The sequence below is a fragment of the Nonomuraea sp. NPDC003754 genome, assembly GCF_053605785.1.
Window position 1 is genome coordinate 426,900 of record NZ_JBSGJX010000001.1, and the last position, 23,491, is coordinate 450,390.

Below are 23,491 nucleotides of genomic sequence, written 5' to 3' on the forward strand. Positions count from 1 at the left end.
GCTCCTTCAAGGCTCGGACCCCTCGCGACCTCGGCGAAGTCGTCAACCGCCCTTACACGAGGCGCCTGGCGGTGGCCCAGCGCGACAGCTCGTGCCGGTTGGACAGCTGGAGCTTGCGGAGCACCGACGACACGTGGGTCTCCACGGTCTTGACGGAGATGAACAGCTCCTTGGCGATCTCCTTGTAGGCGTAGCCGCGCGCGATCAGCCGCAGGACCTCGCGCTCGCGCTGGGTGAGCGAGTCGAGTTCGGGATCGATGGAGGGCGCCTCCGTCGAGGCGAAGGCGTCGAGCACGAACCCCGCCAGCCGGGGGGAGAACACCGCGTCGCCGTCCGCGACCCGGCGGATGGCGTCGGTCAGCTCGCGGCCGCTGATGTTCTTGGTGACGTAGCCGCGCGCCCCGCCCCTGATCACGCCGATCACGTCCTCGGCGGCGTCGGAGACCGACAGGGCGAGGAAGCGCACCTGCGAGCCCGCGCCGAGAACCCTGCGCAGCACCTCCTGGCCGCCGCCGCCCGGCATGTGCACGTCGAGCAGCACCACGTCGGGCTCCAGCGCGGCGACCGCCTTCACCGCCGACTCGACGTCCTCGGCCTCGCCCACGACCTGGATCGAGTCGCCCAGCTCGGCCCGGACGCCGGAGCGGAACAGCCGATGGTCGTCGACGATCAGCACGCGAATCATTTCTCCACCTTCATGGTCAACATCACTTCCGTGCCCTCGCCGGGCTCGGTGCGCACCCTGGCGCTGCCGCCGTGGCGCTCCATTCTCCCGATGATGGACTCCCTGATCCCCATGCGATCCAGCGGCACCTCGTCCAGGTCGAAGCCCTTACCCCGATCTTTCACGAAAATTGTGACTTCTTCACCCTCTACCTCCGCATAAACGGAGATGACCGGGCTTTCAGAATATTTCGCTGCGTTGACCATGGCCTGCCTCGACGCCTTGAGCATCGCGGCCAGCCTGCCGCCCGAGTCGAGATCGACGTCGCCGACGCAGACGACCTCGATCGGCACGCCGTGGGCGTCCTCCTCCTCCGCCGCGATCCGCCGTACGGCGGCGGCGAGCGTGGCGTCGGCGTCCTGGGCCGGCTGGTACAGCCAGTTGCGCAGGTCGCGCTCCTGCGCCCGCGCCAGCCTGGTGACCTCGCGCGGATCGTGCGACACGCGCTGGATCAGGGTGAGGGTGTGCAGCACCGAGTCGTGCACCATCGCGGCGACCTCGGCGCGCTCCTCCTGCCTGATCCGCTCGCGCCGTTCGAGCTGCAGTTCCTTCCACAGGCCGGCCAGCCACGGCGCGGCGATGACCGCGAGACCGCCGACGACGACGGCCGTGTAGAGCAGTCCGGGCCTGGCGGCGTCCAGCTCCCCCTCGAGGAAGAGGAAGCCGATCGCGCCGGCGACCACCAGGATCACGCCGAGCAGCGTGCGCACCCGGTTCTGGCGCATGCCCTTGGTGGCCCCGCTGACCCAGCTCTGGCGCCGCTCGGGATCGGCCTGCTGCCACAGGATGAGCGCCCCGATGCCGCCCACCGCGAACGGCACCATGCCGAGCCCGCCCTTGGACGCGCCGGTGAGCCACCCGAACGCGAACAGCGCCACGCCGATCGCGGTGAAGGCGGCCAGCTGGCTCCAGTCGCGCGGGGGCACCGCGCCCTCGTGCTGCCTGCGCGGCGTGATCATCCACAGGACGGCGTAGGCGACGACGCCCACCCCGTCCACGACGCTGAGCAGCACGAAGCTCAGCCTGATCACAATGGGGTCCAGCTTGAGCTGGGTGGCCAGCGCCTGGGCCACGCCGCCCACGAGCCGGCCCTCCAACGGACGGATCAGGCGGGGAAAGGGCGCGTCGTCCGTCTCGCGCAGAGTCTGTTGGTCAGCCATAACACCGCAATAGTCACACGTCGCGGCCTCGCGGGCATCAGGGAAGAGCCCTGGTTCGTCTTCTCGGGGTCGCCTCAGGGGAGTCCCGGATGCGGGCCGGCACCCGGCACGCCACCATGGTGTCATGACCGAAGCGCCGCCCATCGACCAGGCAGCCCCGCCTCGCGTGCTCAAGAGGAGCGACGAGGGCAGGATGCTCACCGGCGTCTGCGCGGGCCTCGGCCGTTACACGCGGATCGACCCGGTGGTCTTCCGCGTCGGTTTCCCCATGCTGGTGCTGGGTTCCGGCATCGGCCTGTTCCTGTACGTCGCCGCCTTCCTGCTCATGAAGGAGAGCAACGGCCGTCCCGGCTACGTCGAGCAGTGGACCAGGCGCGACTTCGACGCCGAGACCGTGTTCGCGCTGCTGACCGGGATCGCGGGGTTCGGCCTCATCGTCAACCTGGCCACGGTGTGGCTGGGCACCGGCACGCTGGTGGTCGCCACGCTGATGGCGATCACGCTGCTGACCGCGCACGCCAGGGGAATGGACCTGCCGGCTCTGGCGCGGTCGCTGCCGGAGCGGCTCAACCGCAGGACCGAGCCGCTCGCCCCGGAGGACATCGGCCACGGCCCTGCGCCGACCGGCCTGCGCAGGGAGCCGGCGCCGGTCAGGCGCGAGGCCCCGCCGACGACGTCGTTCGCGACGGCGGCCTTCCGCACGCCCCCGGCGCCCGGCACGCAGGCCCCGGTCACCCCGCCGGCCGGCGACGCGCCACAGCCTCAGGAGGTCCGGCACGCCGAACCGGTCCGGCCCGCCGACGAGGACCAGCACACTCAGCAGATCCAGGGCGCCCAGGACATCCAGGAGGCCCAGGACGTCCGGGAGACCCCGGATGTCCAGGAGACCCGGGAGGACCGGGACAGCGGGGAGGGGGCGGACCTGCGGGGTCCGGCGCCCGAAGAGGGGCACCGGCCCGGCGCCGATCGACCCGCCGCCCCTGAGCCGCAGCCGACCGTCGAGATCCACCAGCCGCCGGCGTGGCAGGCGAGCCGCGAGGCCGAGCGGCCGGCGCCGACCCGGGTCAACGAGATCCCCGGGGCGGAGCCGTACGGGCCGCCCATGCCGCCGCGCCGCCAGGCGCCCCCGCCGCGGCAGCCCGCCTACTCCTACGGCGAGCCGTTCGCGCCGCACGGTCCCTTCCAGCCGCTGGACCCCCGCAGGCGCGCCGGCTACTCGCCCTACGACCTGAGCCGGTACGGCCCGCAGGTCGACACCCCGCGCCCCAGGCGACGCAGGTCGTTCACCGGCGTGATCACCGTCCTGCTGGCATTGATCGTTGGAGGGATCGTCGTGGCGGCCCAAGCCACCTCAGGATCCACCGCCCCCAGCCTCACCGCCGTGGGCGGCGCCATGCTCATCACCATCGGCGCGGGCCTGCTGGTGGCCACCTGGCTCGGCCGCGGGGCCGGGCTCATCGCGCTCGGCACCGTGCTGACGCTCATCATCAGCGTGAGCCTGATGCTCGGCAACCTGCCCGGGAAGATCGGCACGTCCACCTGGACGCCGACGACGATGGCCGAGGTCCGGCGCACCTACGAGGTGGGCATCGGCGACGGCACGCTGGACCTGTCGGAGCTGAAGCTCTCACCTGGCGCGAAGGTGACGTTCAACGCCAAGCTGGCCGTCGGCGAGCTCGTCGTGATCGTCCCGCCGACGGCGCGGGTCGAGGTGCACGCCACCTCGAGGGTGGGCGACGTCAAGGTCGGCCCGTCGTTCGAGGGCGGCACGGACGTGGAGGTCGACAGGGTGCTCGAGCCCGAGACCCCGCCGAAGGGCGAGCCGCCCACCATCGTGCTGAACCTCAAGGGCGGCCTGGGTGACATGGAGGTGCGCGTTGCGGCGTGACCCGTACCTTCCGCAGCCCTCCCGGCAGCCGCTGCTGCACCGCACCGACTGGATGGCTCTGCTCAGCGGCATCCTGTTCGTGGTCCTCGGCATCCTGCTGGTGACGGGCGTCATCAGAGACTTCGTCCTGCTGCTGGCGCTGCTGTTCGGCTGCCTGGGGCTGGCCGGTGTCGTCGCCGTCGTCGCGCGGTCGGTGCGCCGCACTTGACCTGGCGTTAGTTAGGCGTACGTTCCATTTATCGATGAGAAACGCCCCCCGGACCGCCGCCTCGCTCCGAGCGGGCGCATCACCGCGGCGGCCCGGCACGCGCCTTTCTCGCCGACCTCAGGAATCGAGGGAGGACGTATGCCTCGCATCTCCGTCACCGTCGACGGGATCCGCTACGAGGAGGACGTGGAGCCGCGGCTCCTCCTCGTGCACCTGCTCCGAGATCGTCTGGGAAAGACCGGGACTCCCGTCGGCTGCGACACCAGCAACTGCGGCGCCTGCACCGTCATGCTCGACGGCAAGAGCGCGAAGAGCTGCTCCGTGCTCGCCGTACAGGCGGACGGCGCGGAGGTCGTCACCATCGAGGGCCTGGCGTCCGACGGCACCATGCACCCGATGCAGCAGGCCTTCCACGAGGAGCACGCGCTGCAGTGCGGCTACTGCACGCCCGGCATGGTCATGGCCGCGATCGACCTGGTCAACCACAACCCGGACCCGTCGGAGGAGGCCATCAGGGAGGGTCTCGAGGGCAACCTCTGCCGGTGCACCGGCTACTGCAACATCGTCAGAGCGGTACGGCGAGGGGCGGCGGTGAGGACGCCATGACCGAAGAACTCGACGCCGGCCTGGTGGCCGAGCAGGTGGCCGAGAGCGGCCAGCTGTCCGAGCCGGCCGACGGCCGGGAGGTCGGCAGGGCGCGCAGGCGCAAGGAGGACGCCCGCCTGCTGACCGGACGCACCCAGTGGACCGACAACATCCAGCTGCCCGGCATGCTGTACGTCGCCTTCAAGCGCAGCCCCATGGCGCACGCCAGGATCACCGGCGTGGACGTCTCGGCGGCGAAGGACATGCCGGGCGTGGTGGCCGTCTTCAGCGGACAGGACTTCGCCGGCGAGCAGGGCAGCCTGCCGTGCGCGTGGCCGGTGAGCGAGGACGTCGTCATCCCCGACCACCCGCCGATGGCGGTGGAGACGGTGCGCTACCCGGGCGAGGCCGTCGCCTGCGTGGTGGCCACCGACCGTTACCTGGCGGCCGACGCGCTGGACGCCATCGATGTCGACTACGAGCCGCTGCCGGCCGTCATGGACATGAGGCAGGCGCTCACCGACGCGGGCCCGAAGGTCCACGAGGCCGGGAACAAGGCCTTCACCTGGACGTTCGCCCAGGGCGACATGGAGGCGGCGCTCAGGGACGCGCCCGTGCTCGTCGAGCGCACCTACGTCCAGCAGCGCCTCATCCCGTCGGCGATGGAGCCGCGCGCGGTGGTGGCGACCACCGACGGCGACGGCTTCACGCTGTGGACCGCGACGCAGGTCCCGCACGTGCTGCGGGTGATGCTGGCGCTCACGACGGGCGTGCCCGAGCACAAGCTGCGCGTCATCGCGCCCGACGTGGGCGGCGGGTTCGGCTCCAAGCTGCAGGTCACCGCGGAGGAGGTGCTCTGCCTGCTGCTCACCAGGAAGCTCGGCAAGCCGGTCAAGTGGACCGAGTCGCGCTCCGAGGGCAACCTGACCGTGCACCACGGCCGCGACCAGATCCAGCACGTCACGCTGGCCGCCGAGTCCGACGGCAGGATCAGGGGGGTGAAGGTCGAGCTGCTCGCCGACATGGGGGCCTACCTCATGCTGGTCACGCCCGGCGTGCCGCTGCTCGGGGCCTTCATGTACAACGGCATCTACAAGATGGACGCCTACAGCTTCGACTGCACGGGTGTCTTCACCACCAAGATGCCGACCGACGCCTACCGCGGCGCGGGCCGTCCCGAGGCCACCTACGCCATCGAGCGGGTCATGGACGAGCTGGCCGCCGAGCTCGGCCTCGACCCCATCGAGGTGCGCAGGCGCAACTGGATCAGGCACGAGGAGTTCCCGTACACCACGATCGCGGGGCTCACCTACGACTCGGGCAACTACGAGGCGGCCACCGAGAAGGCGCTGGCCCTGTTCGGCTACGACAAGCTGCGCGCCGAGCAGGCCGACAGGCGCGACAGGGGCGACCCCGTCCAGCTCGGCATCGGCGTCAGCACCTACACCGAGATGTGCGGCCTGGCGCCCAGCAGGGTGCTCGGCTCACTCAGCTACGGCGCGGGCGGCTGGGAGCACGGTTCGGTGCGCATGCTGCCCACCGGCAAGGTCGAGGTCGTCACCGGCACCTCGCCGCACGGCCAGGGCCACGAGACCGCGTGGAGCCAGATCGTGGCCGACTCGCTGGGCGTGCCGTTCGAGGACGTCGCGGTCATGCACGGCGACACCGCGATCTCGCACAAGGGCATGGACACCTACGGCTCGCGCTCGCTCGTGGTGGGCGGCATGGCCGTCCTGAAGGCCTGCGAGAAGGTCAAGGAGAAGGCCCGCCGGCTGGCCGCGCACGCGCTGGAGTGCTCCCCCGACGACCTCGAGTTCACCCGCGGCGCCTTCACGGTGAAGGGCACCACGTCGAGCAAGACGATCCAGGAGCTGGCGCTGGCCGCCTTCGCCGCTCACGACCTGCCCGACGGCGTGGAGCCCCGGCTCGACGCCGACGCCACGTTCGACCCGGAGAACTTCTCCTTCCCGCACGGCACGCACCTGTGCGCGGTCGAGGTCGACACCGAGACCGGCCTGACGAAGATCCGCAAGTACGTGGCGGTCGACGACGTCGGACACGTGGTCAACCCGCTGATCGTCGAGGGTCAGGTCCACGGCGGCCTCGCCCAGGGCATCGCGCAGGCGCTGTTCGAGGAGGCCGTCCACGACGCCGACGGCAACCTGTTGACCGCGACCATGGCCGACTACCTGGTGCCGTCGGCCGCCGACCTGCCCGACTTCGTCACCGACAGGACCGAGACGCCCGCGACGTCCAACCCGCTCGGCGTCAAGGGGGTCGGCGAGGCGGGCACGATCGCCTCGACTCCGGCCGTCGTCAACGCCGTCGTCGACGCCCTGCGGCCACGAGGCGTCCACGACATCCAGATGCCATGCACGCCCGAACGGATCTGGAGGGCCATCCGATGATTCCGGCCCAGTTCGACTATCTGCGCCCCACCTCCCTCCGGGAGGCGAGCGAGGCGCTGGCCGCCGACGAGGACGCGAAGGTCCTCGCCGGGGGGCAGTCGCTGCTGCCGCTGCTGCGCCTGCGGCTGTCGTACCCGTCGCTGCTGGTGGACGTCAGCAGGATCGAGGAGCTGGCCGGCATCCGCGACGAGGGCGAGCACGTCTTCATCGGCGCGATGGCCACGCACGACGAGGTGATGCGCTCGGCCGTGGTCACCTCCGGCTGCCCGCTGGTGGCCATGGCCGTCGCCACCGTCGCCGATCCCGCGGTACGGCACCGCGGCACCTTCGGCGGTTCCCTGGCCCACGCCGACCCGGCGGGCGACCTGCCCGCGGTGGCGCTCGCGCTGGAGTGCGTGCTGGTCACCTCGTCGAGGGAGATCCCCGCCGCGGACTTCTTCCTCGACTACCTGGAGACGGCGCTCGAGCCGGGGGAGATCCTGGTGGGTGTCAGGGTGCCCAAGCTGGGGCCGGGGTGGGGCTTCCACTACGAGAAGTTCCACCGTACGGCGCAGGCCTGGGCGATCGTCGGCGTGGCGGCGGCGGTCCGCAGGTCCAACGGCTCGATCCAGGAGGCGCGGATCGGGCTCACCAACATGGGGCCGACTCCGCTGCGCGCCGGCGCGACGGAGGCGGCGCTGCGGGGGGCCGAGCTCGGCGACGCGGTCGCGCAGGCGTGCGCGGCGGCGGCGGAGGGCACCTCCCCCACGGCCGACCTGCACGCCCAGCCCGACTACCGGCGGCACCTGGCCCAGGTGCTGACGCGGCGGGCGGTGCTGGCGGCGACCGGCGCCCCCTGACCCACCGGTTCCCGAGGGCGCCCCGTGCCACCGGTTTCGAGGGCGCCGCGAGCCACCGTTCCTGAGGGCACCTCGATACGCCGGGGTGTCCTCGGGGCGGGCCGTTCCGGGGGACGGCCGGGCGCGGGCTGCCCGGAGCGCCTGATCGTCGCCGCGGAGGGCAGATGCGTCCTGCGAGGAACCGGCTCGTGCGGTCCTGCGGAGCAGGCGGTCCTGCCGATTCCCTCGTACGGGTCCGGAGGGTAGCCGTCGAAGGGCGCGGGGGACGAGGCTGAGAGAGCGTGAGCAGACAGGTGGAAGGAGCGGATCGATGGCGATGCGGTTCGAGCACGAGTTCACGGTTCCTGTCCCGATCGAGCAGGCCTGGGCGGCGCTGCTCGACGTCGAGCGCGTGGCGCCGTGCCTGCCGGGGGCGACGCTCGACACCGTCGAGGGGGAGGAGTTCACCGGCCGGATGAAGGTGAAGGTGGGCCCGATCACCGTCACCTACCGGGGCGGCGCCAGGTTCGAGGACGTCGACAAGGACGCCTACGCCCTCACGCTCGGCGCCTCCGGCAAGGAGGCGCGCGGTTCGGGCACCGCCAGCGCCACGGTCACCGCCCGGCTGACCCCGTCGGACGGCGCCACCACGGTGAAGGTCGAGACCTCGTTCAACGTCACGGGACGGCCCGCGCAGTTCGGCAGGGGCGTCATGGCGGAGGTGGGCGCCAAGATCATCGACACGTTCGCGGCGAACCTGGCCGAGCTGTTGGGCGAGCCCGCCGCCGAGGAGCGCCATCTGGCGGCGGTCCCGGAGATCGAGGAGGAAGAGCAGGACGTCCGGCCGAGCGGCACGCTGCGCACCTCGCGCACACCCGACGAGGAGGCGCTCGACCTGCTGGAGATCGCCGGAGCGCCGCTGCTCAAGAGAATCGCGCCCATTGTCGGGGCAATTGTCGGAATAGCCCTAGTTGTGTGGCTAATCCGGCGAATTGTCCGGTAAAAAGGCCATCAAGTCACGACACTTGGGCAATTGCAGGGGAATGTCTTTTTCGAGCCTCAGGACTCGGGGGAGAACACGCATGCCGGACTGCACCGTTGTCGTGATCACCTACAACGACGCCGCCCGCCTCCCCCGGGCGGTCCGCTCCGTGCTCGACCAGACGCTCCGCGACCTCGAAGTGATCATCTGCGACGACGCGAGCACCGACGACACCCCGCGCGTGGCCGGGGCTCTCACGCGCGCCGACCCCCGGGTGCGCTACGTGCGCAGGCAGGTCAACTCGGGCGGATGCGGAGCGCCGCGCAACGACGGGCTCGACGCGACGCTCTCGCCGTACGTGATGTTCCTCGACAGCGACGACACGCTGCCGCGGCACGCGTGCAAGAGCCTGCTCACCGAGATCGAGCGGACCGGCGCCGACTTCGTCTCGGGACAGATCGCGCGGCTGTACGAGTCGAGTGGCCGGACCCACCGCTACTACCCGCACCTGTTCGCGAAGCGGCGGGTGGTCGAGGGCATCCGCGAGGAGCCTGAGCTGTTCCTCGACTGCTTCACCACCAACAAGCTGTTCGACGTGTCCTTCCTGCGCCGTCACGCGCTGCGCTTCCCCGAGGACATCCTCTACGAGGACCACGTCTTCGGCGCCGAGATGTACTGCACGGCGCGCAGGTTCGCGGTCGTGCCGTGGACCGTCTACCACTGGCACAGGCCGCAGGACGGCACCTCCATCTCGATGAGCACCAAGGAGATGGACAACGTCCGTCACCGCCTCGAGGCGGCCAGGCGCAGCGACGCGGTGCTGCGCGCGCACGGGTTCGGCGACCTGGTGCCCGATCGGCAGTACCGCTTCGTCCGCCAGGACCTGCGCGTCTACCTCAACCCGCTGCCCTCGCGCGACGTGGCGTGGGCCGCGGAGTTCGCCGGGGTGGTCAGGCCGTACCTCGCCCGGATCCCCGGCGAGGTGCTGGAGCGGCTGCCCGCCACGGCGCGGGTGTGCTGCCACCTGATCCTCGCCGGCAGGGCCGAGGACCTGCGCGTGGCCGCCAGGTCGCTGAACGGCCCGCAGGCGCCGCCGCGCGAGGTCGTCACGCGCGGCGGGCGCACGTACTGGGGCCGCACCCCGGCGCCCGGCATGGACATCACCGCGCTGCACCTGGCCGAGCTGCCCTACACCGCCTCCAGGCTGCGCCACGAGGTGGTCGCGCTCGCGTCGGCGGGCACGCGGATGCGGCTGCGGGTGCGCACCTACGACCCCTTCGGAATCCTCACGGCGGCGCCCGGGTGGACCGCGTCCCTGCGGTGCGGCACCGTCAGGGCGCCGCTGTCACCCGTGCCCGACCCCGACGGCGGCTACCTCAGCGAGGTCACCGTCGATCTGGCCAGGCTGCGGGGACGGGGTGACCCGCGCATCGGCTTCACCGGACCCGACGGCCGCACCACGACGGACGTGCTGCTCGCCGACCCCTGCATGGCGCCGTTCACCCTCCGCCACCTGCGGGTCAGCGCCGAGGGCAGCGCGGGCCAGCTGTGCGTGCGCCCGCGGCGCACGCCGCGCGTGGCGCTCTCCCGGCTGAAACGGGTCGTGCTCAGGAGACTGGGCATGCCCCGGATGAAGCTGGCCGCCTACAAGGCGCTGATCAGGCTGGTCCCGCCCCGCCCTGACCTGGCCCTGTTCGAGGCCGACTGCGGCAAGGGCTACACCGGCAGCCCCCGCGCCGTCTACGAGGAGGTACGGCGCCGCGGCCTGCCCGTCAGCGTCGTCTGGTCGGTCGCCCGCGGCCGGGCCGACTTCCCCTCCGACGCCGCCCTCGTCCGGCGCGGCAGCTGGCGCTACGTCTGGACGATGGCCCGCGCGGGCGTCTGGGTCGACAGCCACGGCTTCCCCCTCGACCATCCCAAGCCGCGCGGCACCCGCTACCTGCAGACCTGGCACGGCCAAGGCATCAAGTCGATCGGTTTCGACGCCCCCGACCTGCGCGCCGACCTGCCCGGCCCGCGCGAGCAGTGGCGCGCGGCCGTCGCCCGATGGGACGCGCTGATCTCGCCGAGCGCCGAGTTCTCCCGCTACTTCGTGCCCGCTCTCGGCTACGAGGGCCGTGTCCTGCGGTACGGCACGCCGCGCTGCGACGCGCTGGTGCGCGGCCGGCCGCCGGAAGGCGTGCGCGAGCGGCTGGAGATCCCGCCGGGACGCAAGATCCTCCTCTACGCGCCCACGTACCGCGACGGCGCCAAGGGCTCGGGCGCCTCGGTGCGCGTGGACCTGGAGGAACTGGCCGAGGCGCTGTCGGGCGAATGGGCGCTGATCCTGCGCACCCACCCCGTCGAGCGCTACCAGGTGCCCCCGCACCTGCGCCACTTCGTCACGCCGGCCGGCTCCTATCCGGAGATCAACGACCTGATCCTGGTCTCCGACGCGCTGCTGACCGACTACTCGTCCGTGATGTGCGACTACGCGGTGACGGGCAAGCCGATGCTGTTCTTCGTCGACGACTGGGACGAGTACCGGCTGACCGAGCGCGGCGTCAACACCGACCTGCCTGCCATCGCGCCGGGCCCGTGCGTCACCACGACCGCCGAGCTCGTCGAGTGCCTGCGCCACCTGCCCGCGGTGCACGCCTCCTTCGCCGCCAGGTACGCCGCGGCGCGCAGGCTGTGGTGCGAGGAGGAACGGGGTGACGCCGCCGCCAGGGTCGTGGCCGACTTCTTCCGGGCGCCGCTCGCCGTACCTGTGGCCGAGCGGTCCCCGCTGCCGGGTGCGACGTGAGCGGGCCGCTGGTGTTCGCCTGCGTGGACGCCGACACCCTCGGCGGCATCCAGCAGGTCACCCACACGCTCGCGCAGGGTCTGGCGGAGCGCGGCCACGAGGTGCACGTCGTGGGCCTGCACCGGGCGCGGGATCCGTTCCGGTACGTCGCGCGGCCGCTCTACCGGCGGCACGTGGTCAACCGGTCCTCCCGGGCGTCGCGGTTCGAAGGAACGCGGGTGCGCAGGCTGTTGACCGGGATCGGGCCCGGCTTCGCCGTCCTGACCTCGCCGGGAGTGGTGACGCGGCTGTCGGGGCTGCTGCCCGCCCGGACGCGCACCATCGGCCAGTACCACGGCTCCTACCAGCACGCCCGCATCTGCTCGCACCTGGGTTCGATCAGGAAGCACTACGGCGGTCTCGACCAGGCCGTCTTCCTCAGCGAGGACGACGCGCGGCTGTTCGCCGAGCACGCGCTGCTGCCCAACACCTGGTCGCTGCCCAACCCCCTGCAGGGCTGGCCCGGCGCGCGGGCCGAGCTGTCGGCGCCGAGGGTGCTCGGCGTGGGCAGGCTGGCGGGCGTGAAACGGTTCGACCGGCTGATCAGCGCGTTCGCCGAGGCGGCGGCCCCGCCATGGGAGCTGCACCTGCTCGGCGACGGGCCCGAGGAGCCGAGGCTGCGCGCCTGGGCGCGGAAGGAGGGCGTCGCCGACCGGGTGGTGTTCCGCGGGCGCGTGCCCGCGGCGGCGATGACGCGGGAGTACCTGTCGGCCTCGATCGTCGCCCTGTCCAGCGAGCACGAGGGCCTGCCGCTGGTGCTGATGGAGGCGGCCGCGCACGGCCTGCCCTCGGTCGCCTTCGACGTCTCAGGAGGGGTGCGCTCGATCGGCGGGCTGCTCGCGCCCCCGGGCGACGTGCCCGCCCTCGCCGGACGGCTCGCCGCCCTCATGGGGTCGGCGGACGAGCGGCGGCGCCTGGGCGCCGCCGCTCGCGCCAGGGCCGAGACGTTCCGTCTGGAATCCGTGCTCGACCGCTGGGAGGAGCTGTTCGCTCACATGACGCGCTGAGGGATCTCCGCCTCGGTGCGCTGCTGGGGGACCCCGGCGAGCGAGCGCTGGGTCGAGGTCAGCAGCGCCGCCACGGGACCGGGCTCACGGAAGCGGAGGAACCGGTCGCGCATGCTCTTGCGCAGCCGTGCCCCGCGCCGCTTCTGCATGACCTTCTGCAGGCGGGCGACGTGTTCCATCGCCGCCTGCGGCACGCCGGTCAGCTCGTAGCCGTTGGCCTCGAGCCGCTTGCCGAGCGCCTGCTCGCACAGCCTGATCTCCCACTCGTCGAGGCGTGCCGACCAGCTGCCCACCCGCGACTTCATGACCTCGCCGTGCGTGTTGCTGTGCCAGACCTTGTGGACGGGCACCGCGACGCTGGCCACCTCGTGCGGCGAGCACATCGCCGGGTCGAAGTCCTCGTCGAGGAAGTAGCAGAGCTTCTTCAGCTCGGTCGCGGGGTCGTCGGTCAGGTCCTCGTAGCGCAGCTCGTAGTAGCTGTCCTCCGGCATGGTCTTGCGCAGCCGCCTGCCGGCGTCGATCGCCTCCGCCCAGATGGAGATCGCGTGGAAGGAGTCGTGCTTGAACCACGGCATCTCCTTCAGCGAGGAGACGCAGTCGCGACCGTCCCTGATCAGGTGCACGAACTGCGCGTCAGGGAACAGCCTGACCAGCATGTCGACCTGCTTGACGTAGCTCGGGCGCTTGTCGCCCCACCGGGGCTTGCCGAAGCGTTCGGCGTACATCCTGAACGCGATGCCGATCACCGAGCCGAGCGAACCGGGCCCGTCGACCGCCTGCCTGATGAACTCGTCCCTGTCGATGCCCAGCTCGCGGAACTTCGTACGCTCCCCCGACATCCACTCGGCCAGCGCGAGACGGTTGGCGCCCAGCCGCATGTCACCGAACGAGCGACGCTTGTTGTAGACGGCGCCCACGAACCTGGTCTCCGGCGGCACCGCGATCCTTGGGTGCTGGTGCAGCATGAGCTGCAGCAGCGTGGTACCCGAGCGCGGACAGCCAACGACGAATATCGGCCTGTCAGACATTTAGTGAACCCCCCATTGGCACGTACTCTCGGCTCTCCTCGGGCTTGGGGACCGCGCTGTTGCGGCGGGTGAAGAGCCACATCCGATAGACAAGGAAGATCTCGTTGGTCAGGAACAGGACGCTGATGCCCGCGATGACGGGGATGAGTGACGACTGTCCCAGCAGCGGCGCGATCACGAAGACCGTCGCGTGGAATTCGATGCCGCTGATCACGTGGGATCTGACCCTCCGCCTGGCCATGGCTCTGGTGAGCCTTCGCAGCATCCGGCGCCGTGGCCCGGGTCGCTGCGGCCTCGAGGGCGGTGCCTCCGTCTGGTGCGCCGGTGCCGGCCGCGTCCCCTGCAGCGAACTCGGCTGGCGTACCAGTGGCTGGTGCGCTCTCGGCGCCGGCAGCTGAGGCGGCGTCCTGGAGGCGATCTCCTCTCTGATCGTCTCCCTGACCCGCTTCATCTGCGGCGCGTTGACGTACCTGAACATGTCGAGCACGGCCACGACGGCGCCCAGCACGATGAAGGCGACGTTGCCCGTGGCCGCGTACTGGCCGTAGGCGAGACCGGTGGCGCAGCACAGCTCCCTGATCCTGTCGCCCATGAAGTCGAGCCACAGGCCGAACGGCGTCCCCGTGCCCTTGAGTCGGGCGATCTTGCCGTCGACACAGTCGATCATGAAGCTCAGGTAGAACAGCACCGCCCCCGCGGCGAGCTGACCGGCCGCCAGACACGCGGCCGACGCCATGCCGAGAACCAGCGAGAAGACCGTGAGCCCGTTCGGCGTGATGTTCGTTCGGTTGGCGACGAACAGCGCGACCCGGCAGGCGACCGGGTCCACGAAGTACACGGTCCACCACGAGTCTCTCCGCTTGCATGTCGCGTGGACATCATCGAGCGAGTAGGTCCTCATGGATCCCAGCATGACGACAGCCCGTTGTTCTTCGATTACTCTCTGGAACTACTGGAGAATGTCCATGCTGCTTCTTGACCATCCCGGCACCCCTGGGGCTCCTGGGTAGATCCCCCAGCGTCCAGGTCGTCGTCGTCAGCGCCGTCGAATTGCTCTGCCATGGGCGCCAGCCGAAGGTAGCCGTCCTTGACCAGGTCGCGGTAGGTGGCGCGCACGCCGATCCGCCACGTGCCGCTCTCGAGCGCGGCCGTGTCGATGGCGGCGGTGAAGGTCCTGCGCTTCTTCCAGCGGGCCTTCAACGGCAGCGCGGTCTGGCCGCGTTCCAGCCAGAGCGCGACCTTGACCCTGCGGCCCTCCAGCCGCCTGATGAAGACCTCGCCCTCCAGCTTCAGGCGGCGGCCGTCCCGGGCGGCCTGGCTGATCCTGGCGACGAGCCTGAGCTCCTCGCTGATCTCGTAGACCTTGTAGGGAATGTCCAGCCGCTTGTCGCCGAGGTAGGGGAAGTCGCCGTACCAGCCTTTGGTCTTGCCGCGCAGCTGGACCGCGCGGGGCTCCCCCGCCGCCTTGACGCGGTACTTGCGAACCTCGGCGAGTTCCTTGACCAGTCCCTTGCGGAGCAGGTGCAGTTCGAGGCGGCGCAGCGCGGGAGCCTCCTTCACCACCGAGCGGCGCAGCCCGGACAGCCAGTTCCTGCCCAGTTCGAGCAGCTCGCCGCGGTCGTCGGCGCTGGAGTCGGCGACCGCCTGGAGGAGGAAGGCGGTGTCCTTCTCCAGCACCACGCGGTCGAAGGGCACCACCAGCCGCGGCGCGGCCTCGGCCATGAACCCGCGCACCTGCCTGATCGCCTGGTGGCGCGCCATCAGGTTGGGCAGCTCCTCACGCCGCTGCGTGATCGAGGGCTCCCCGACGTCCCGCTCCCTCCACCGGTAGACGACGTCGGACAGGACGTCGACCTGTTCGGCGGCGACGTGCGCCTTGATCGCGACGGACAGGTCCTCGTAGATGCCTTCGGCGAACTCCAGCTCGGCCGCGTCCCAGAAGGAACGCCGGTACACCTTGTTCCACACCGTCCGGTCTCTGACCAGGACGCGCATGCGGGAGATGTGGGTGCGCTCCACGCTGCGCCTGAACGGCTTCATGTGCAGCGCCGACGGCGACAGCTCGCCCGAGCGCAGCCGTTCGACGCCGCCGCAGGCCAGGTCGGAGCCGGTCGTTTCGAGGGAGCCGACGAGCGCGTCGTAGGCGCCGGACGGCACCAGGTCATCACTGTCGGCGAAGGCCAGGTAGGTGCCGCTCGCGTGCCGTACACCGGTGTTGCGGGCAGGGCCGGGGCCGCGCCGCTCCTGGGTGACCAGGGTGAATCTGGGGTCCGCCTCGACGAAGGCCGCGGCCATCGCCCGGCTCCCGTCGGTGGACCCGTCGTCCACGAGGATCACTTCGAGATCCCGCAGGGTCTGGGTGGCGAGCGACTCCAGGCATTCGGTGATGTACGGCTCGACATTACAGAACGGCACTATCACGCTGAGCAGGGGCATGCTCGCAGCATGCCTGGCCCATGACCGCCCGGCAGCCGCCATGCCTGTCCCTGATCAGCTCTTTACCCACACGCGAATCCGCTACGTTGGGCATCGACACGAGCACGCTTCGTAGGGGGACGAGGTGCTGAGACACGTCCGCGAGCACGACCTCGAGATCATCCGGGGCTGGCGCAACCATCCGAAGGTCAGGGCGGCCAGCCTGACCACCCACGAGATCGGCCCCGACGAGCACGCCCGCTGGTGGGCGACCCTGAGCGGCGACCCGAGCCGGCAGGTGCTGGTCTACGAGCACACCGGCGTCCCGTCCGGCGTGGTGACCTTCGCCGGTCTCGGCCCCGGCGTCACGACCGCGACCTGGGGCTTCTACCTCGACATCGACGGCCTGGAGTCGTCGGGCGAGCTGCTGCGGGCGTGGATCGGCCTGGAGCGGGCCGCGATCGAGCACGCCTTCGGCCCGCTCGGCCTGGTGAGGTTGCGCGGCGAGGTGCTCGAGGACAACGAGTCGGTCAGGCGCCTGCACCGGCGCTTCGGTTTCGCCGAGATCGGCTCCGACACCCGGGCCGTCGACGGCGCCGACAGGAACGTCATCACCATCCAGCTCAGCAGAGAGGACAACGCGTGATCTCCATCGCGGGGCGCGAGATCGGGGCGGGGCACCCGCCGTTCGTCATCGCCGAGATGTCCGGCAACCACAACGGCGACCTCGGCCGGGCGCTGGCCATCGTCGACGCGGCCGCCGCCGCGGGGGCCCACGCGCTGAAGCTGCAGACCTACCGGCCCGACACCATCACCGTCGACGCCGACGGCCCGGCCTTCCGCATCGGCGAGGGCCACGCGCTGTGGGGCGGCGAGAACCTCTACCGGCTCTTCGAGCGGGCGCACACACCGTGGGAGTGGCACCGGCCCATCTTCGAGCGGGCGCGCGAGCGGGGGATGGTGCCCTTCTCCTCCCCGTTCGACCCGACGGCGATCGACCTGCTGGAGAAGCTCGACGCGCCCGCGTACAAGATCGCGTCGTCGGAGATCGTGGACCTGCCGCTGATCAGGCTGGCGGCGGCCACCGGCAAGCCGCTGGTCATCTCCACTGGCATGGCGACGATCGCCGAGATCCACGCCGCCGTCGAGGCCGCCCGCGAGGCGGGGTGCACCCAGCTGGCGGTGCTGGCCTGCACCGTCTCCTACCCCGCCGACCCCGCCGAGAGCAACCTGCGGGCGCTGCCGCTCCTGGCGGGCGTCACCGGCACGGTGGTCGGCGTGTCGGACCACACGCCCGGGATCGGGGTGCCGCTCGCGGCGGTCGCGCTGGGCGCCTGCCTGATCGAGAAGCACGTCACGCTCTCGCGTGACGACGGCGGGGTCGACTCCGCCTTCTCCCTGGAGCCGGCCGAGCTGGCGGCGCTGGTGGTGGAGAGCGAGCGGGCCTGGCGCTCGCTCGGCGCCCCGGTGCTCGGGCCGCGGCCGAGCGAGCGCGAGGGCCTGCGGTTCCGGCGCTCGCTCTACGTCGTGCGCGACGTGCGGGCGGGCGAGCCCGTGACCCCCGACAACGTCAGGTCGATCAGGCCGGCGGGCGGGCTGCCGCCGGCGGCGGTGAGCACGGTGATGGGCCGCACCTTCACCAGGGACGTCACCCTGGGCACGCCGTTGACCTGGGACCTCATCTGAGCAGGGCGTCGACGACGCGTTCCCTGCCCCTGCCGTCGACGAGCTCCCGGCCGCGCGTGCCGTACTCGGCTCGCAAGCCGGGGTCGGTGAGCAGACGGCGCAGCGCGGGCACCGCGAGCTCGGCGCTGCCGCCGAGCCCCGCCGCCAGGCCGCGGCCGACCAGCGCCTCGTATCCGATGAGCTGGTTGTCGGCCACCCAGGTGAGCGCGGCGGGCACCCCGAGATACAGCAGCTCCCAGACGGCCGAGCCGGCGGCGGTCACCACGAGATCGGCGGCGGCCATCAGGTTCGGCAGCAGGTCGGTGGGCGGCATGACGGTGATGCCCTCCCCCGCCTCCAGCGGGGCCGGGCTGATCACGGTGGCGGTGAACGGCACGCCGGTCGCCCGCAGCGCCTCGACCCACCGCGGCGTGACCCCGGCGGCGTCGGTGCCGCCGAAGAAGCACAGCACGTGGGGCACGGCGACCCCCGGCCAGCGGGGCGGGCGGATGGCGCGCCGCACGCTGTCGCGCAGCAGGACGTAGCGCGCCCCCGCCAGCCTCACCCCCGGGTACGGCAGCCGGCAGGGCACCTCCTCGGCGCCGAGGTTCTGGTCGAGGTAGAGGTGCGCCTCCTGCCCGAGCGGATCGCCGTCGATGATGGCCAGCACGCGGGTGCCGGCCGCCATGAGCGCGGCTCCCGTCCCGGGCGGCAGCGTGTAGGAGTCGAGCACGACGAAGTCGAGCCCGAACGCCGCGAGCCGTTCGGGCTCGGCCGGCGCCGGGCGCACGGGCAGGGCGCGCAGGTCGAGCTGCCGCCACGCCCACGGCAGCGAGCCCATGTCGCCGAGGAAGGACACGCGGGTGCCCCGCGCGCGCAGCTCCTCGGCCAGCGCCACGCAGCGGATCAGGTGCCCCACACCGATCGTGGTGCCCGCGTCGCACCGGATGCCGACGCGCACGCTACGCCTCCCGCAGCGCCTTCTGCTCGACGTGTGCGTTGATCATGCACGCCTCCGGTCGCGCACGCAGCCATGCGACCAGCTCGCGCACGCGGGCGCAGCGGTCGCCCAAGGCGGCCACCATCAGGGCGATCAGCCGCCAGTCGTCCTCGGTGTCGAGCGTGACGCGCAGGTCGGGAGCGGCCGGGCGGTAACTGAGGCCGAGCAGGTGGAAGTCGTCAGGATGAGTGTAGATGTGGGAGGTGACGTGCGTGCGGTGGTAGCCGGTGGCGACCTTGCCGACCGCCTCCAGTACGTCTCTGCCGACGATCTCGACGTCCATGCCGCGCGGCAGCGTACGGACCAGGCTCGTGGTCAGGTAGTCGAGCCCCGGCAAAGCCTGGTAGGCCAGCGCCGCCTGACCGATGACCTCGGGGTCGAGCAGCGGGCAGTCGGCGGTGAACCGCATGACGGCCTCGCACGGGCGGCTCTCCAGCGCGCCGAGGAACCGGGTCAGCACGTCGTCGACGGGACCGCGGTGCCAGGCGACGCCGATCCGCCGGCACTCGGCGACGACCGCGTCGTCCGCGGCCTGCCCGGTGGTCGCCACGACGAGGTCGTCGACGGCCCCCGACCGCTCGACGGCCCTGACCACCCAACCGAGCACCGAGCGACCCCCCAGGTCGCGCAGCACCTTGCCGGGCAGCCGGGTTGATCCCATGCGCGCTTGAATGACTCCGACAATACGCACTGATGCCCCATTCCCCCGTGTGACCGTGCGTGTCTGCTTCGTCGCGCTAGGCTACCGGCCAGCCTGCGCAGACGCAGGTCGTACCACCGAAATGAGGGGGCGGCGTGAGCGTGGTGAGCGGATCGTCAATGTTGATCACGGGGGGCACGGGCTCCTTCGGCAAGGCCTTCGTGCGCCACGCCCTCGACCATCTCGGCGTGCGCCGCCTGGTCGTCTTCTCCCGCGACGAGCTCAAGCAGTACGAGGCCCGGCAGTTGTTCGGCGAGGACGAGCGGCTGCGCTGGTTCATCGGCGACGTGCGCGACCGCGACCGGCTGACCCGCGCCATGCACGGCATCGACTACGTCGTCCACGCCGCCGCGCTCAAGCAGGTCGACACGGCCGAGTACAACCCCTTCGAATACGTCAGGACCAACATCGCCGGCTCGCAGAACGTGGTCGAGGCGGCGATCGACTGCGGCGTGCGCAAGGTCGTGGCGCTGTCGACGGACAAGGCCTCCGGCCCCGTCAACCTGTACGGCGCGACCAAGCTCGTCGCCGACAAGCTCTTCGTCTCCGCCAACCACTACGCCGCCGGCCACGTCACCAGGTTCGCCGTGGTCCGCTACGGCAACGTGGTGGGCAGCCGGGGCTCGGTCGTGCCGTTCTTCCTGCGCCTGGCCAGGGAGGGCGCGAGCCTGCCGATCACCGACAAGCGGATGACCCGCTTCTGGATCACGCTCGAGCAGGCGGTCGGGTTCGTCGTCGACTCCTTCGACATGATGCAGGGCGGCGAGCTGTACGTGCCGCGCATCCCGAGCATGCGCATCACCGACCTGGCCGAGGCGCTGGCCCCGGGAAGCCCGATGGAGGAGATCGGCATCCGACCGGGCGAGAAGCTGCACGAGGAGATGATCGGCCCCGACGACGGCAGGCGCACGCTGCGCCTCGCCGACCGTTATGTGGTCCAGCCGACGATCGCGACCTGGGGCTACGTCCCGCCGCAGGGCGGTGAGGTGCTCCCCGAGGGATTCGCCTACCGCTCCGACACCAACGACCGGTGGCTGTCGGTCGAGGACCTGCGCGCCATGGTGATGGTGAGCGCCTGATGCTGCCCTACGGACGCCAGTCGATCGACGAGGCCGACATCGCGGCCGTCTGCGAGGTGCTGCGCGGCGACTGGCTGACGACGGGTCCCGCCGTCGCGCGGTTCGAGCGCGAGCTGGCCGCGTGGACGGGCGGGGTGCCGTGCGTCAGCGTCACCTCGGGCACGGCGGCGCTGCACGTCGCCTACGCGGCGGCGGGGATCGGGGCGGGTGACGAGGTGGTCACCTCACCGCTGACGTTCGTCGCCACCGCGGCCACGGCGGTGCTGCTCGGGGCCAGGGTGGTCTTCGCCGACGTGGAGCCGGGCACCGGCACCCTCGACCCGGCCGCGGCCGCCGCCGCGGTGACGGCGCGGACCCGCGCGATCACCGCCGTCGACTACGCGGGTCACCCCGCCGACTACGACGAGCTGCGGCGGGTCGCCGACGGGTGCGGCGCGCTGCTGGTCGGCGATGCCGCCCACTCGATCGGGGCCGCCTATCGCGGGCGGGCGGTCGGCTCGGTCTGCGACCTGACGACGTTCTCGTTCTTCCCCACCAAGACGGTCACGACGGCCGAGGGCGGCGCGGTCGCCGTGCGTGACGCCGAGCTGTTCCGGCGCGCGGCGATGTTCAGGAACCACGGCCTGGTCCGTGACCCGGCCCTGCAGCGCGACCCCGAGGTGGGCGGCTGGCACCAGGAGGTCCACGCCTTCGGGCTCAACTACCGGCTGCCCGACGTGCTGTGCGCGCTCGGCGTCAGCCAGCTGCGCCGCCTGCCCGCGTTCATGGCGCGCAGGACCGAGCTGGTGGCGCGCTACACGAAGCTGCTGGGCGGGGTGCCGGGCCTCACGCTGCCCGTCCAGCGCGACCACGTCACGCCCTCGTGGCATCTCTACCCCGTCCGGATCCATGACGGGCGGCGGCGCGAGGTCTACGACAGGATGCGCGCCGCCGGCATCGGGGTCCAGGTCAACTACGTCCCCGCCTACTGGCATCCGGTCTTCGAGGACCTCGGCTACCGCCGCGGCCTGTGCCCCGAGGCAGAGGCGTACTACAGCGAGCAGCTGTCGCTGCCGCTCTTCCCCGATCTGACCGACGGCGAGCAGGACCGCGTCGTCGAGTGCCTGGCGGGCATCCTCAGCCGGCGCTCCGCTCCCTGATCATGAGGCAGCCGTCCTCGCCCCTGTCGACGAGGTAGCGCCGGTCGCCGACCTCGGCCTCGGGCTTGGCCGCGGTCTCCACCACGAGCCTGACGATCCTGCCCTGGTCGATGACGACGTCCCACCAGGCCTCCTCCTGCTGGGAGTCGTCGATCGCGGCGAAGGACAGGCGGCTGGTGAAGGCGTTGCCGTCCAGGTCGACGGGGAAGTAGATCTCCTCGCCGTCGTGCCGGCGGATCAGGCGCAGGACGGGCTCGCCGTCGCCCAGCGCGCGCAGCTCTCCCGACACCACGAGCCGGTCGTCCTGGACGTGGCACTCGCGCACGACGGCGTCGCGCCGCAGCAGCCGGATCCCCCACGCGCCACGGAAGGACCGCACGGGCACCAGCCACCGGCCGCCCATGCGGACGGGCACCGGTGTCGAGGGCGGATCCCAGCGCACGCCACCGACCTTGCCCTCCAGGCACAGTCCTGGACGGCGCAGCTCCACGCGCAGGTCCCAGTGGCCGACCCCGCGGGCGGGCAGCGCGGCGGGGTCGATCGTGAACGCGAAGTCGTAGCCGCTCTCCAGGGCCGCGCCGGCGCCCCAGGCGATCCTGTCCCAGGAGGGGAAGGCCGTCGCCTGGCCCAGCGGTATCCTCGCGCCGCTCTTGCGCTCCCGCAGCGACACGCTGAGCCTGGCCCGGCCGAGGGCGCCGGCGTCGAACCTGCCGATCGCGGCCCTCCCCTCGCCGCGCAGCTTCCCGTCCTGCCAGTCCAGCCGGACCAGCCGGGAGGTCAGGGACAGGTCACGGGACAGCGGCGTCAGATGGCCCGGCAGCTGGGGGTGCTCGGCGACCCAGCGCCGTCCCCGCAGGCCGGACCTGCGCATCAGAGGCTGCAGGGCGCCGCTCTCCACCTCGTCGACGACGTCCAGCAGCGGGCCGAGCTCGCGCCGGCGCAGGAGGTGGACCAGCAGCCGGCGCGCCCACGGCAGGTCGAGCCAGCCCGAGAGCGGGACCTGGTCGAGGTAGGAGACGGCCAGGTCGACGATGTCGGGGGGCAGCGCGTCGCCGTGGTGGGCGACGGCCTCCACCACCACCTGCATGTCGATGTCGAGGGTGTCGGTGTCGAAGGCGGCGGCCAGCTTCGGCGCGCCTCCGCGCAGGATCCTGGAGGCGTCGCACACCGACAGCAGCCGGTCGCGCAGGTTGTCCGGCTCGAGCTTGCGCTGGGTGATGGACGAGTCGGCCTCGTCGCGCTGCCGCCAGTGGTAGACGACCTCCCGCAGCACGTCGACGGAGGCGGCGCGGACGTGCGCGGCCATGGTGACCGGCTGGTCCTCGTACATCCGGTCGGGGAAGGCCAGGCGCAGCTCGTCCCAGAACGCGCGCCGGAAGACCTTGTTCCACACCATGCGGTCGCGGATCAGCAGCGGATGGCGGGTGATGTGGGTGCGCTTCATCGAGGTCCTGAAGGCCTGCCGGTGCGCCCACGACGGCACCAGCTGCCCGCCGATGAGCCGCTTGGCGTTGCCGCAGGCCAGGTCGGAGCCGGTCGACTCGAGCGACCCGACCAGCCTGCGCAGCGCGTCACGGGGCACCACGTCGTCGCCGTCGACGAAGGCGAGGTAGCGGCGCGTCGCGTGGCGCACCCCGACGTTGCGGGCCATGCCGGGGCCGGTGTTGCGCTGCCTGATCAGGCGGAACCTGTCGTCGGCCGCGCACAGCGCCGCCGCCGCCGCCGCGCCGCCGTCCGTCGATCCGTCGTCGACGCAGATCACCTCGAGGTCGCGCAGGCTCTGCGCCGCCACCGACTCCAGGCACTCGCCGACGTACTTCTCCACGTTGTGGAAGGGAATGATCACCGAAAGCACAGCGAC

20 protein-coding genes are annotated in these 23,491 nt (G+C 71.7%); 12 read left to right on the forward strand and 8 right to left on the reverse strand.

The genetic code is table 11. The features are described from left to right. Window positions 1-52: 52 nt before the first annotated feature. Together ACWEVS_RS01920 and ACWEVS_RS01925 are read right to left on the reverse strand one after the other, a co-directional pair. Complete coding sequence (locus ACWEVS_RS01920; RefSeq protein WP_354906314.1) at window positions 53-685, reverse strand: response regulator transcription factor; 633 nt, start codon at window positions 683-685, stop codon at window positions 53-55. Beyond that, window positions 682-1,884 carry an ATP-binding protein gene (locus tag ACWEVS_RS01925; protein WP_449919966.1) on the reverse strand — a complete coding sequence of 401 codons (1,203 nt, stop codon included), beginning with the start codon at window positions 1,882-1,884 and terminating at the stop codon, window positions 682-684. Before ACWEVS_RS01925 ends, ACWEVS_RS01920 begins: the two co-directional genes overlap by 4 nt. A gap of 124 nt (window positions 1,885-2,008) precedes the next feature. Here ACWEVS_RS01925 and ACWEVS_RS01930 point away from each other — a divergent pair, with 124 nt between their 5' ends. The 8 genes from ACWEVS_RS01930 (at window position 2,009) to ACWEVS_RS01965 (ending at window position 12,604) form a co-directional block, all read left to right on the forward strand. Continuing rightward, window positions 2,009-3,772, forward strand: coding sequence for a PspC domain-containing protein (locus ACWEVS_RS01930; protein ID WP_452549484.1), 1,764 nt, complete (start codon window positions 2,009-2,011; stop codon window positions 3,770-3,772). Further along, the gene (locus tag ACWEVS_RS01935; protein ID WP_449919960.1) at window positions 3,762-3,980 is read left to right on the forward strand and encodes a hypothetical protein; all 219 of its coding nucleotides are present in this window, start codon (window positions 3,762-3,764) and stop codon (window positions 3,978-3,980) included. Before ACWEVS_RS01930 ends, ACWEVS_RS01935 begins: the two co-directional genes overlap by 11 nt. 138 nt (window positions 3,981-4,118) lie before the next feature. Continuing rightward, window positions 4,119-4,586 (forward strand): (2Fe-2S)-binding protein, encoded by a 468-nt coding sequence (locus ACWEVS_RS01940; RefSeq protein WP_354906321.1) that lies wholly within the window; start codon window positions 4,119-4,121, stop codon window positions 4,584-4,586. Continuing rightward, complete coding sequence (locus ACWEVS_RS01945) at window positions 4,583-6,973, forward strand: xanthine dehydrogenase family protein molybdopterin-binding subunit (RefSeq protein WP_449919958.1); 2,391 nt, start codon at window positions 4,583-4,585, stop codon at window positions 6,971-6,973. Before ACWEVS_RS01940 ends, ACWEVS_RS01945 begins: the two co-directional genes overlap by 4 nt. Continuing rightward, window positions 6,970-7,812, forward strand: a complete 843-nt coding sequence (locus tag ACWEVS_RS01950) for an FAD binding domain-containing protein (protein WP_452549486.1) — start codon at window positions 6,970-6,972, stop codon at window positions 7,810-7,812. The genes ACWEVS_RS01945 and ACWEVS_RS01950 overlap by 4 nt, the downstream gene beginning before the upstream one ends. A gap of 310 nt (window positions 7,813-8,122) precedes the next feature. Continuing rightward, window positions 8,123-8,794 (forward strand): SRPBCC family protein, encoded by a 672-nt coding sequence (locus tag ACWEVS_RS01955; RefSeq protein WP_452417271.1) that lies wholly within the window; start codon window positions 8,123-8,125, stop codon window positions 8,792-8,794. A 79-nt stretch (window positions 8,795-8,873) separates the two neighbouring features. Next, window positions 8,874-11,558, forward strand: a complete 2,685-nt coding sequence (locus ACWEVS_RS01960; protein WP_452549488.1) for a CDP-glycerol glycerophosphotransferase family protein — start codon at window positions 8,874-8,876, stop codon at window positions 11,556-11,558. Continuing rightward, window positions 11,555-12,604, forward strand: a complete 1,050-nt coding sequence (locus ACWEVS_RS01965) for a glycosyltransferase (protein ID WP_452549490.1) — start codon at window positions 11,555-11,557, stop codon at window positions 12,602-12,604. Before ACWEVS_RS01960 ends, ACWEVS_RS01965 begins: the two co-directional genes overlap by 4 nt. On the opposite strand, the gene ACWEVS_RS01970 is transcribed toward ACWEVS_RS01965, so the two are convergent. From ACWEVS_RS01970 to ACWEVS_RS01980, 3 genes are read right to left on the reverse strand one after another with little or no spacing between them, the layout of a single operon-like run. Next, window positions 12,589-13,632 carry a sulfotransferase family protein gene (locus ACWEVS_RS01970; RefSeq protein ID WP_354906330.1) on the reverse strand — a complete coding sequence of 348 codons (1,044 nt, stop codon included), beginning with the start codon at window positions 13,630-13,632 and terminating at the stop codon, window positions 12,589-12,591. The genes ACWEVS_RS01965 and ACWEVS_RS01970 overlap by 16 nt on opposite strands. Further along, window positions 13,625-14,533: a CDP-alcohol phosphatidyltransferase family protein gene (locus tag ACWEVS_RS01975; RefSeq protein ID WP_354906331.1), complete on the reverse strand. Its 909-nt coding sequence runs from the start codon at window positions 14,531-14,533 to the stop codon at window positions 13,625-13,627. Before ACWEVS_RS01975 ends, ACWEVS_RS01970 begins: the two co-directional genes overlap by 8 nt. A gap of 35 nt (window positions 14,534-14,568) precedes the next feature. Continuing rightward, window positions 14,569-16,068: a glycosyltransferase family 2 protein gene (locus ACWEVS_RS01980; RefSeq protein ID WP_452417266.1), complete on the reverse strand. Its 1,500-nt coding sequence runs from the start codon at window positions 16,066-16,068 to the stop codon at window positions 14,569-14,571. 124 nt (window positions 16,069-16,192) lie between these two features. On the opposite strand from ACWEVS_RS01980, the gene ACWEVS_RS01985 reads away from it, so the two are divergent. Together ACWEVS_RS01985 and pseI are read left to right on the forward strand one after the other, a co-directional pair. Beyond that, window positions 16,193-16,693, forward strand: coding sequence for a GNAT family N-acetyltransferase (locus ACWEVS_RS01985; protein ID WP_452549492.1), 501 nt, complete (start codon window positions 16,193-16,195; stop codon window positions 16,691-16,693). Further along, the gene (pseI, locus tag ACWEVS_RS01990) at window positions 16,690-17,733 is read left to right on the forward strand and encodes a pseudaminic acid synthase (protein WP_449919942.1); all 1,044 of its coding nucleotides are present in this window, start codon (window positions 16,690-16,692) and stop codon (window positions 17,731-17,733) included. Before ACWEVS_RS01985 ends, pseI begins: the two co-directional genes overlap by 4 nt. On the opposite strand, the gene ACWEVS_RS01995 is transcribed toward pseI, so the two are convergent. Both ACWEVS_RS01995 and ACWEVS_RS02000 read right to left on the reverse strand, forming a co-directional pair. Then, on the reverse strand, window positions 17,726-18,673 hold the full coding sequence (locus ACWEVS_RS01995; RefSeq protein ID WP_449919939.1) for a PseG/SpsG family protein: 948 nt from the start codon (window positions 18,671-18,673) through the stop codon (window positions 17,726-17,728). The two genes, pseI and ACWEVS_RS01995, sit on opposite strands and share 8 nt — an antisense overlap. A 1-nt stretch (window position 18,674) precedes the next feature. Beyond that, on the reverse strand, window positions 18,675-19,403 hold the full coding sequence (locus ACWEVS_RS02000; protein WP_449919936.1) for a cytidylyltransferase domain-containing protein: 729 nt from the start codon (window positions 19,401-19,403) through the stop codon (window positions 18,675-18,677). Window positions 19,404-19,531: 128 nt separating this feature from the next. Between ACWEVS_RS02000 and pseB the strand changes: the two genes are divergently transcribed. Then, on the forward strand, window positions 19,532-20,491 hold the full coding sequence (gene pseB, locus ACWEVS_RS02005) for a UDP-N-acetylglucosamine 4,6-dehydratase (inverting) (RefSeq protein WP_354906340.1): 960 nt from the start codon (window positions 19,532-19,534) through the stop codon (window positions 20,489-20,491). Further along, a complete protein-coding gene (locus tag ACWEVS_RS02010) occupies window positions 20,491-21,630 on the forward strand; it encodes a DegT/DnrJ/EryC1/StrS family aminotransferase (protein ID WP_452549494.1) in 1,140 nt (379 codons plus the stop codon). Before pseB ends, ACWEVS_RS02010 begins: the two co-directional genes overlap by 1 nt. Here ACWEVS_RS02010 and ACWEVS_RS02015 read toward each other — a convergent pair. Then, window positions 21,608-23,485, reverse strand: a complete 1,878-nt coding sequence (locus tag ACWEVS_RS02015) for a glycosyltransferase family 2 protein (protein ID WP_452417258.1) — start codon at window positions 23,483-23,485, stop codon at window positions 21,608-21,610. The genes ACWEVS_RS02010 and ACWEVS_RS02015 overlap by 23 nt on opposite strands. Window positions 23,486-23,491 lie beyond the last annotated feature (6 nt).

Coding starts and splice junctions, on each gene's coding strand:
- ACWEVS_RS01920 (WP_354906314.1), bottom strand. CDS start 685: ATGATTCGCGTGCTGATCGTCGACGACCATCGGCTGTTCCGCTCCGGC.
- ACWEVS_RS01925 (WP_449919966.1), bottom strand. CDS start 1,884: ATGGCTGACCAACAGACTCTGCGCGAGACGGACGACGCGCCCTTTCCC.
- ACWEVS_RS01930 (WP_452549484.1), top strand. CDS start 2,009: ATGACCGAAGCGCCGCCCATCGACCAGGCAGCCCCGCCTCGCGTGCTC.
- ACWEVS_RS01940 (WP_354906321.1), top strand. CDS start 4,119: ATGCCTCGCATCTCCGTCACCGTCGACGGGATCCGCTACGAGGAGGAC.
- ACWEVS_RS01945 (WP_449919958.1), top strand. CDS start 4,583: ATGACCGAAGAACTCGACGCCGGCCTGGTGGCCGAGCAGGTGGCCGAG.
- ACWEVS_RS01950 (WP_452549486.1), top strand. CDS start 6,970: ATGATTCCGGCCCAGTTCGACTATCTGCGCCCCACCTCCCTCCGGGAG.
- ACWEVS_RS01955 (WP_452417271.1), top strand. CDS start 8,123: ATGGCGATGCGGTTCGAGCACGAGTTCACGGTTCCTGTCCCGATCGAG.
- ACWEVS_RS01960 (WP_452549488.1), top strand. CDS start 8,874: ATGCCGGACTGCACCGTTGTCGTGATCACCTACAACGACGCCGCCCGC.
- ACWEVS_RS01970 (WP_354906330.1), bottom strand. CDS start 13,632: ATGTCTGACAGGCCGATATTCGTCGTTGGCTGTCCGCGCTCGGGTACC.
- ACWEVS_RS01975 (WP_354906331.1), bottom strand. CDS start 14,533: ATGAGGACCTACTCGCTCGATGATGTCCACGCGACATGCAAGCGGAGA.
- ACWEVS_RS01980 (WP_452417266.1), bottom strand. CDS start 16,068: ATGCCCCTGCTCAGCGTGATAGTGCCGTTCTGTAATGTCGAGCCGTAC.
- pseB (WP_354906340.1), top strand. CDS start 19,532: ATGTTGATCACGGGGGGCACGGGCTCCTTCGGCAAGGCCTTCGTGCGC.
- ACWEVS_RS02010 (WP_452549494.1), top strand. CDS start 20,491: ATGCTGCCCTACGGACGCCAGTCGATCGACGAGGCCGACATCGCGGCC.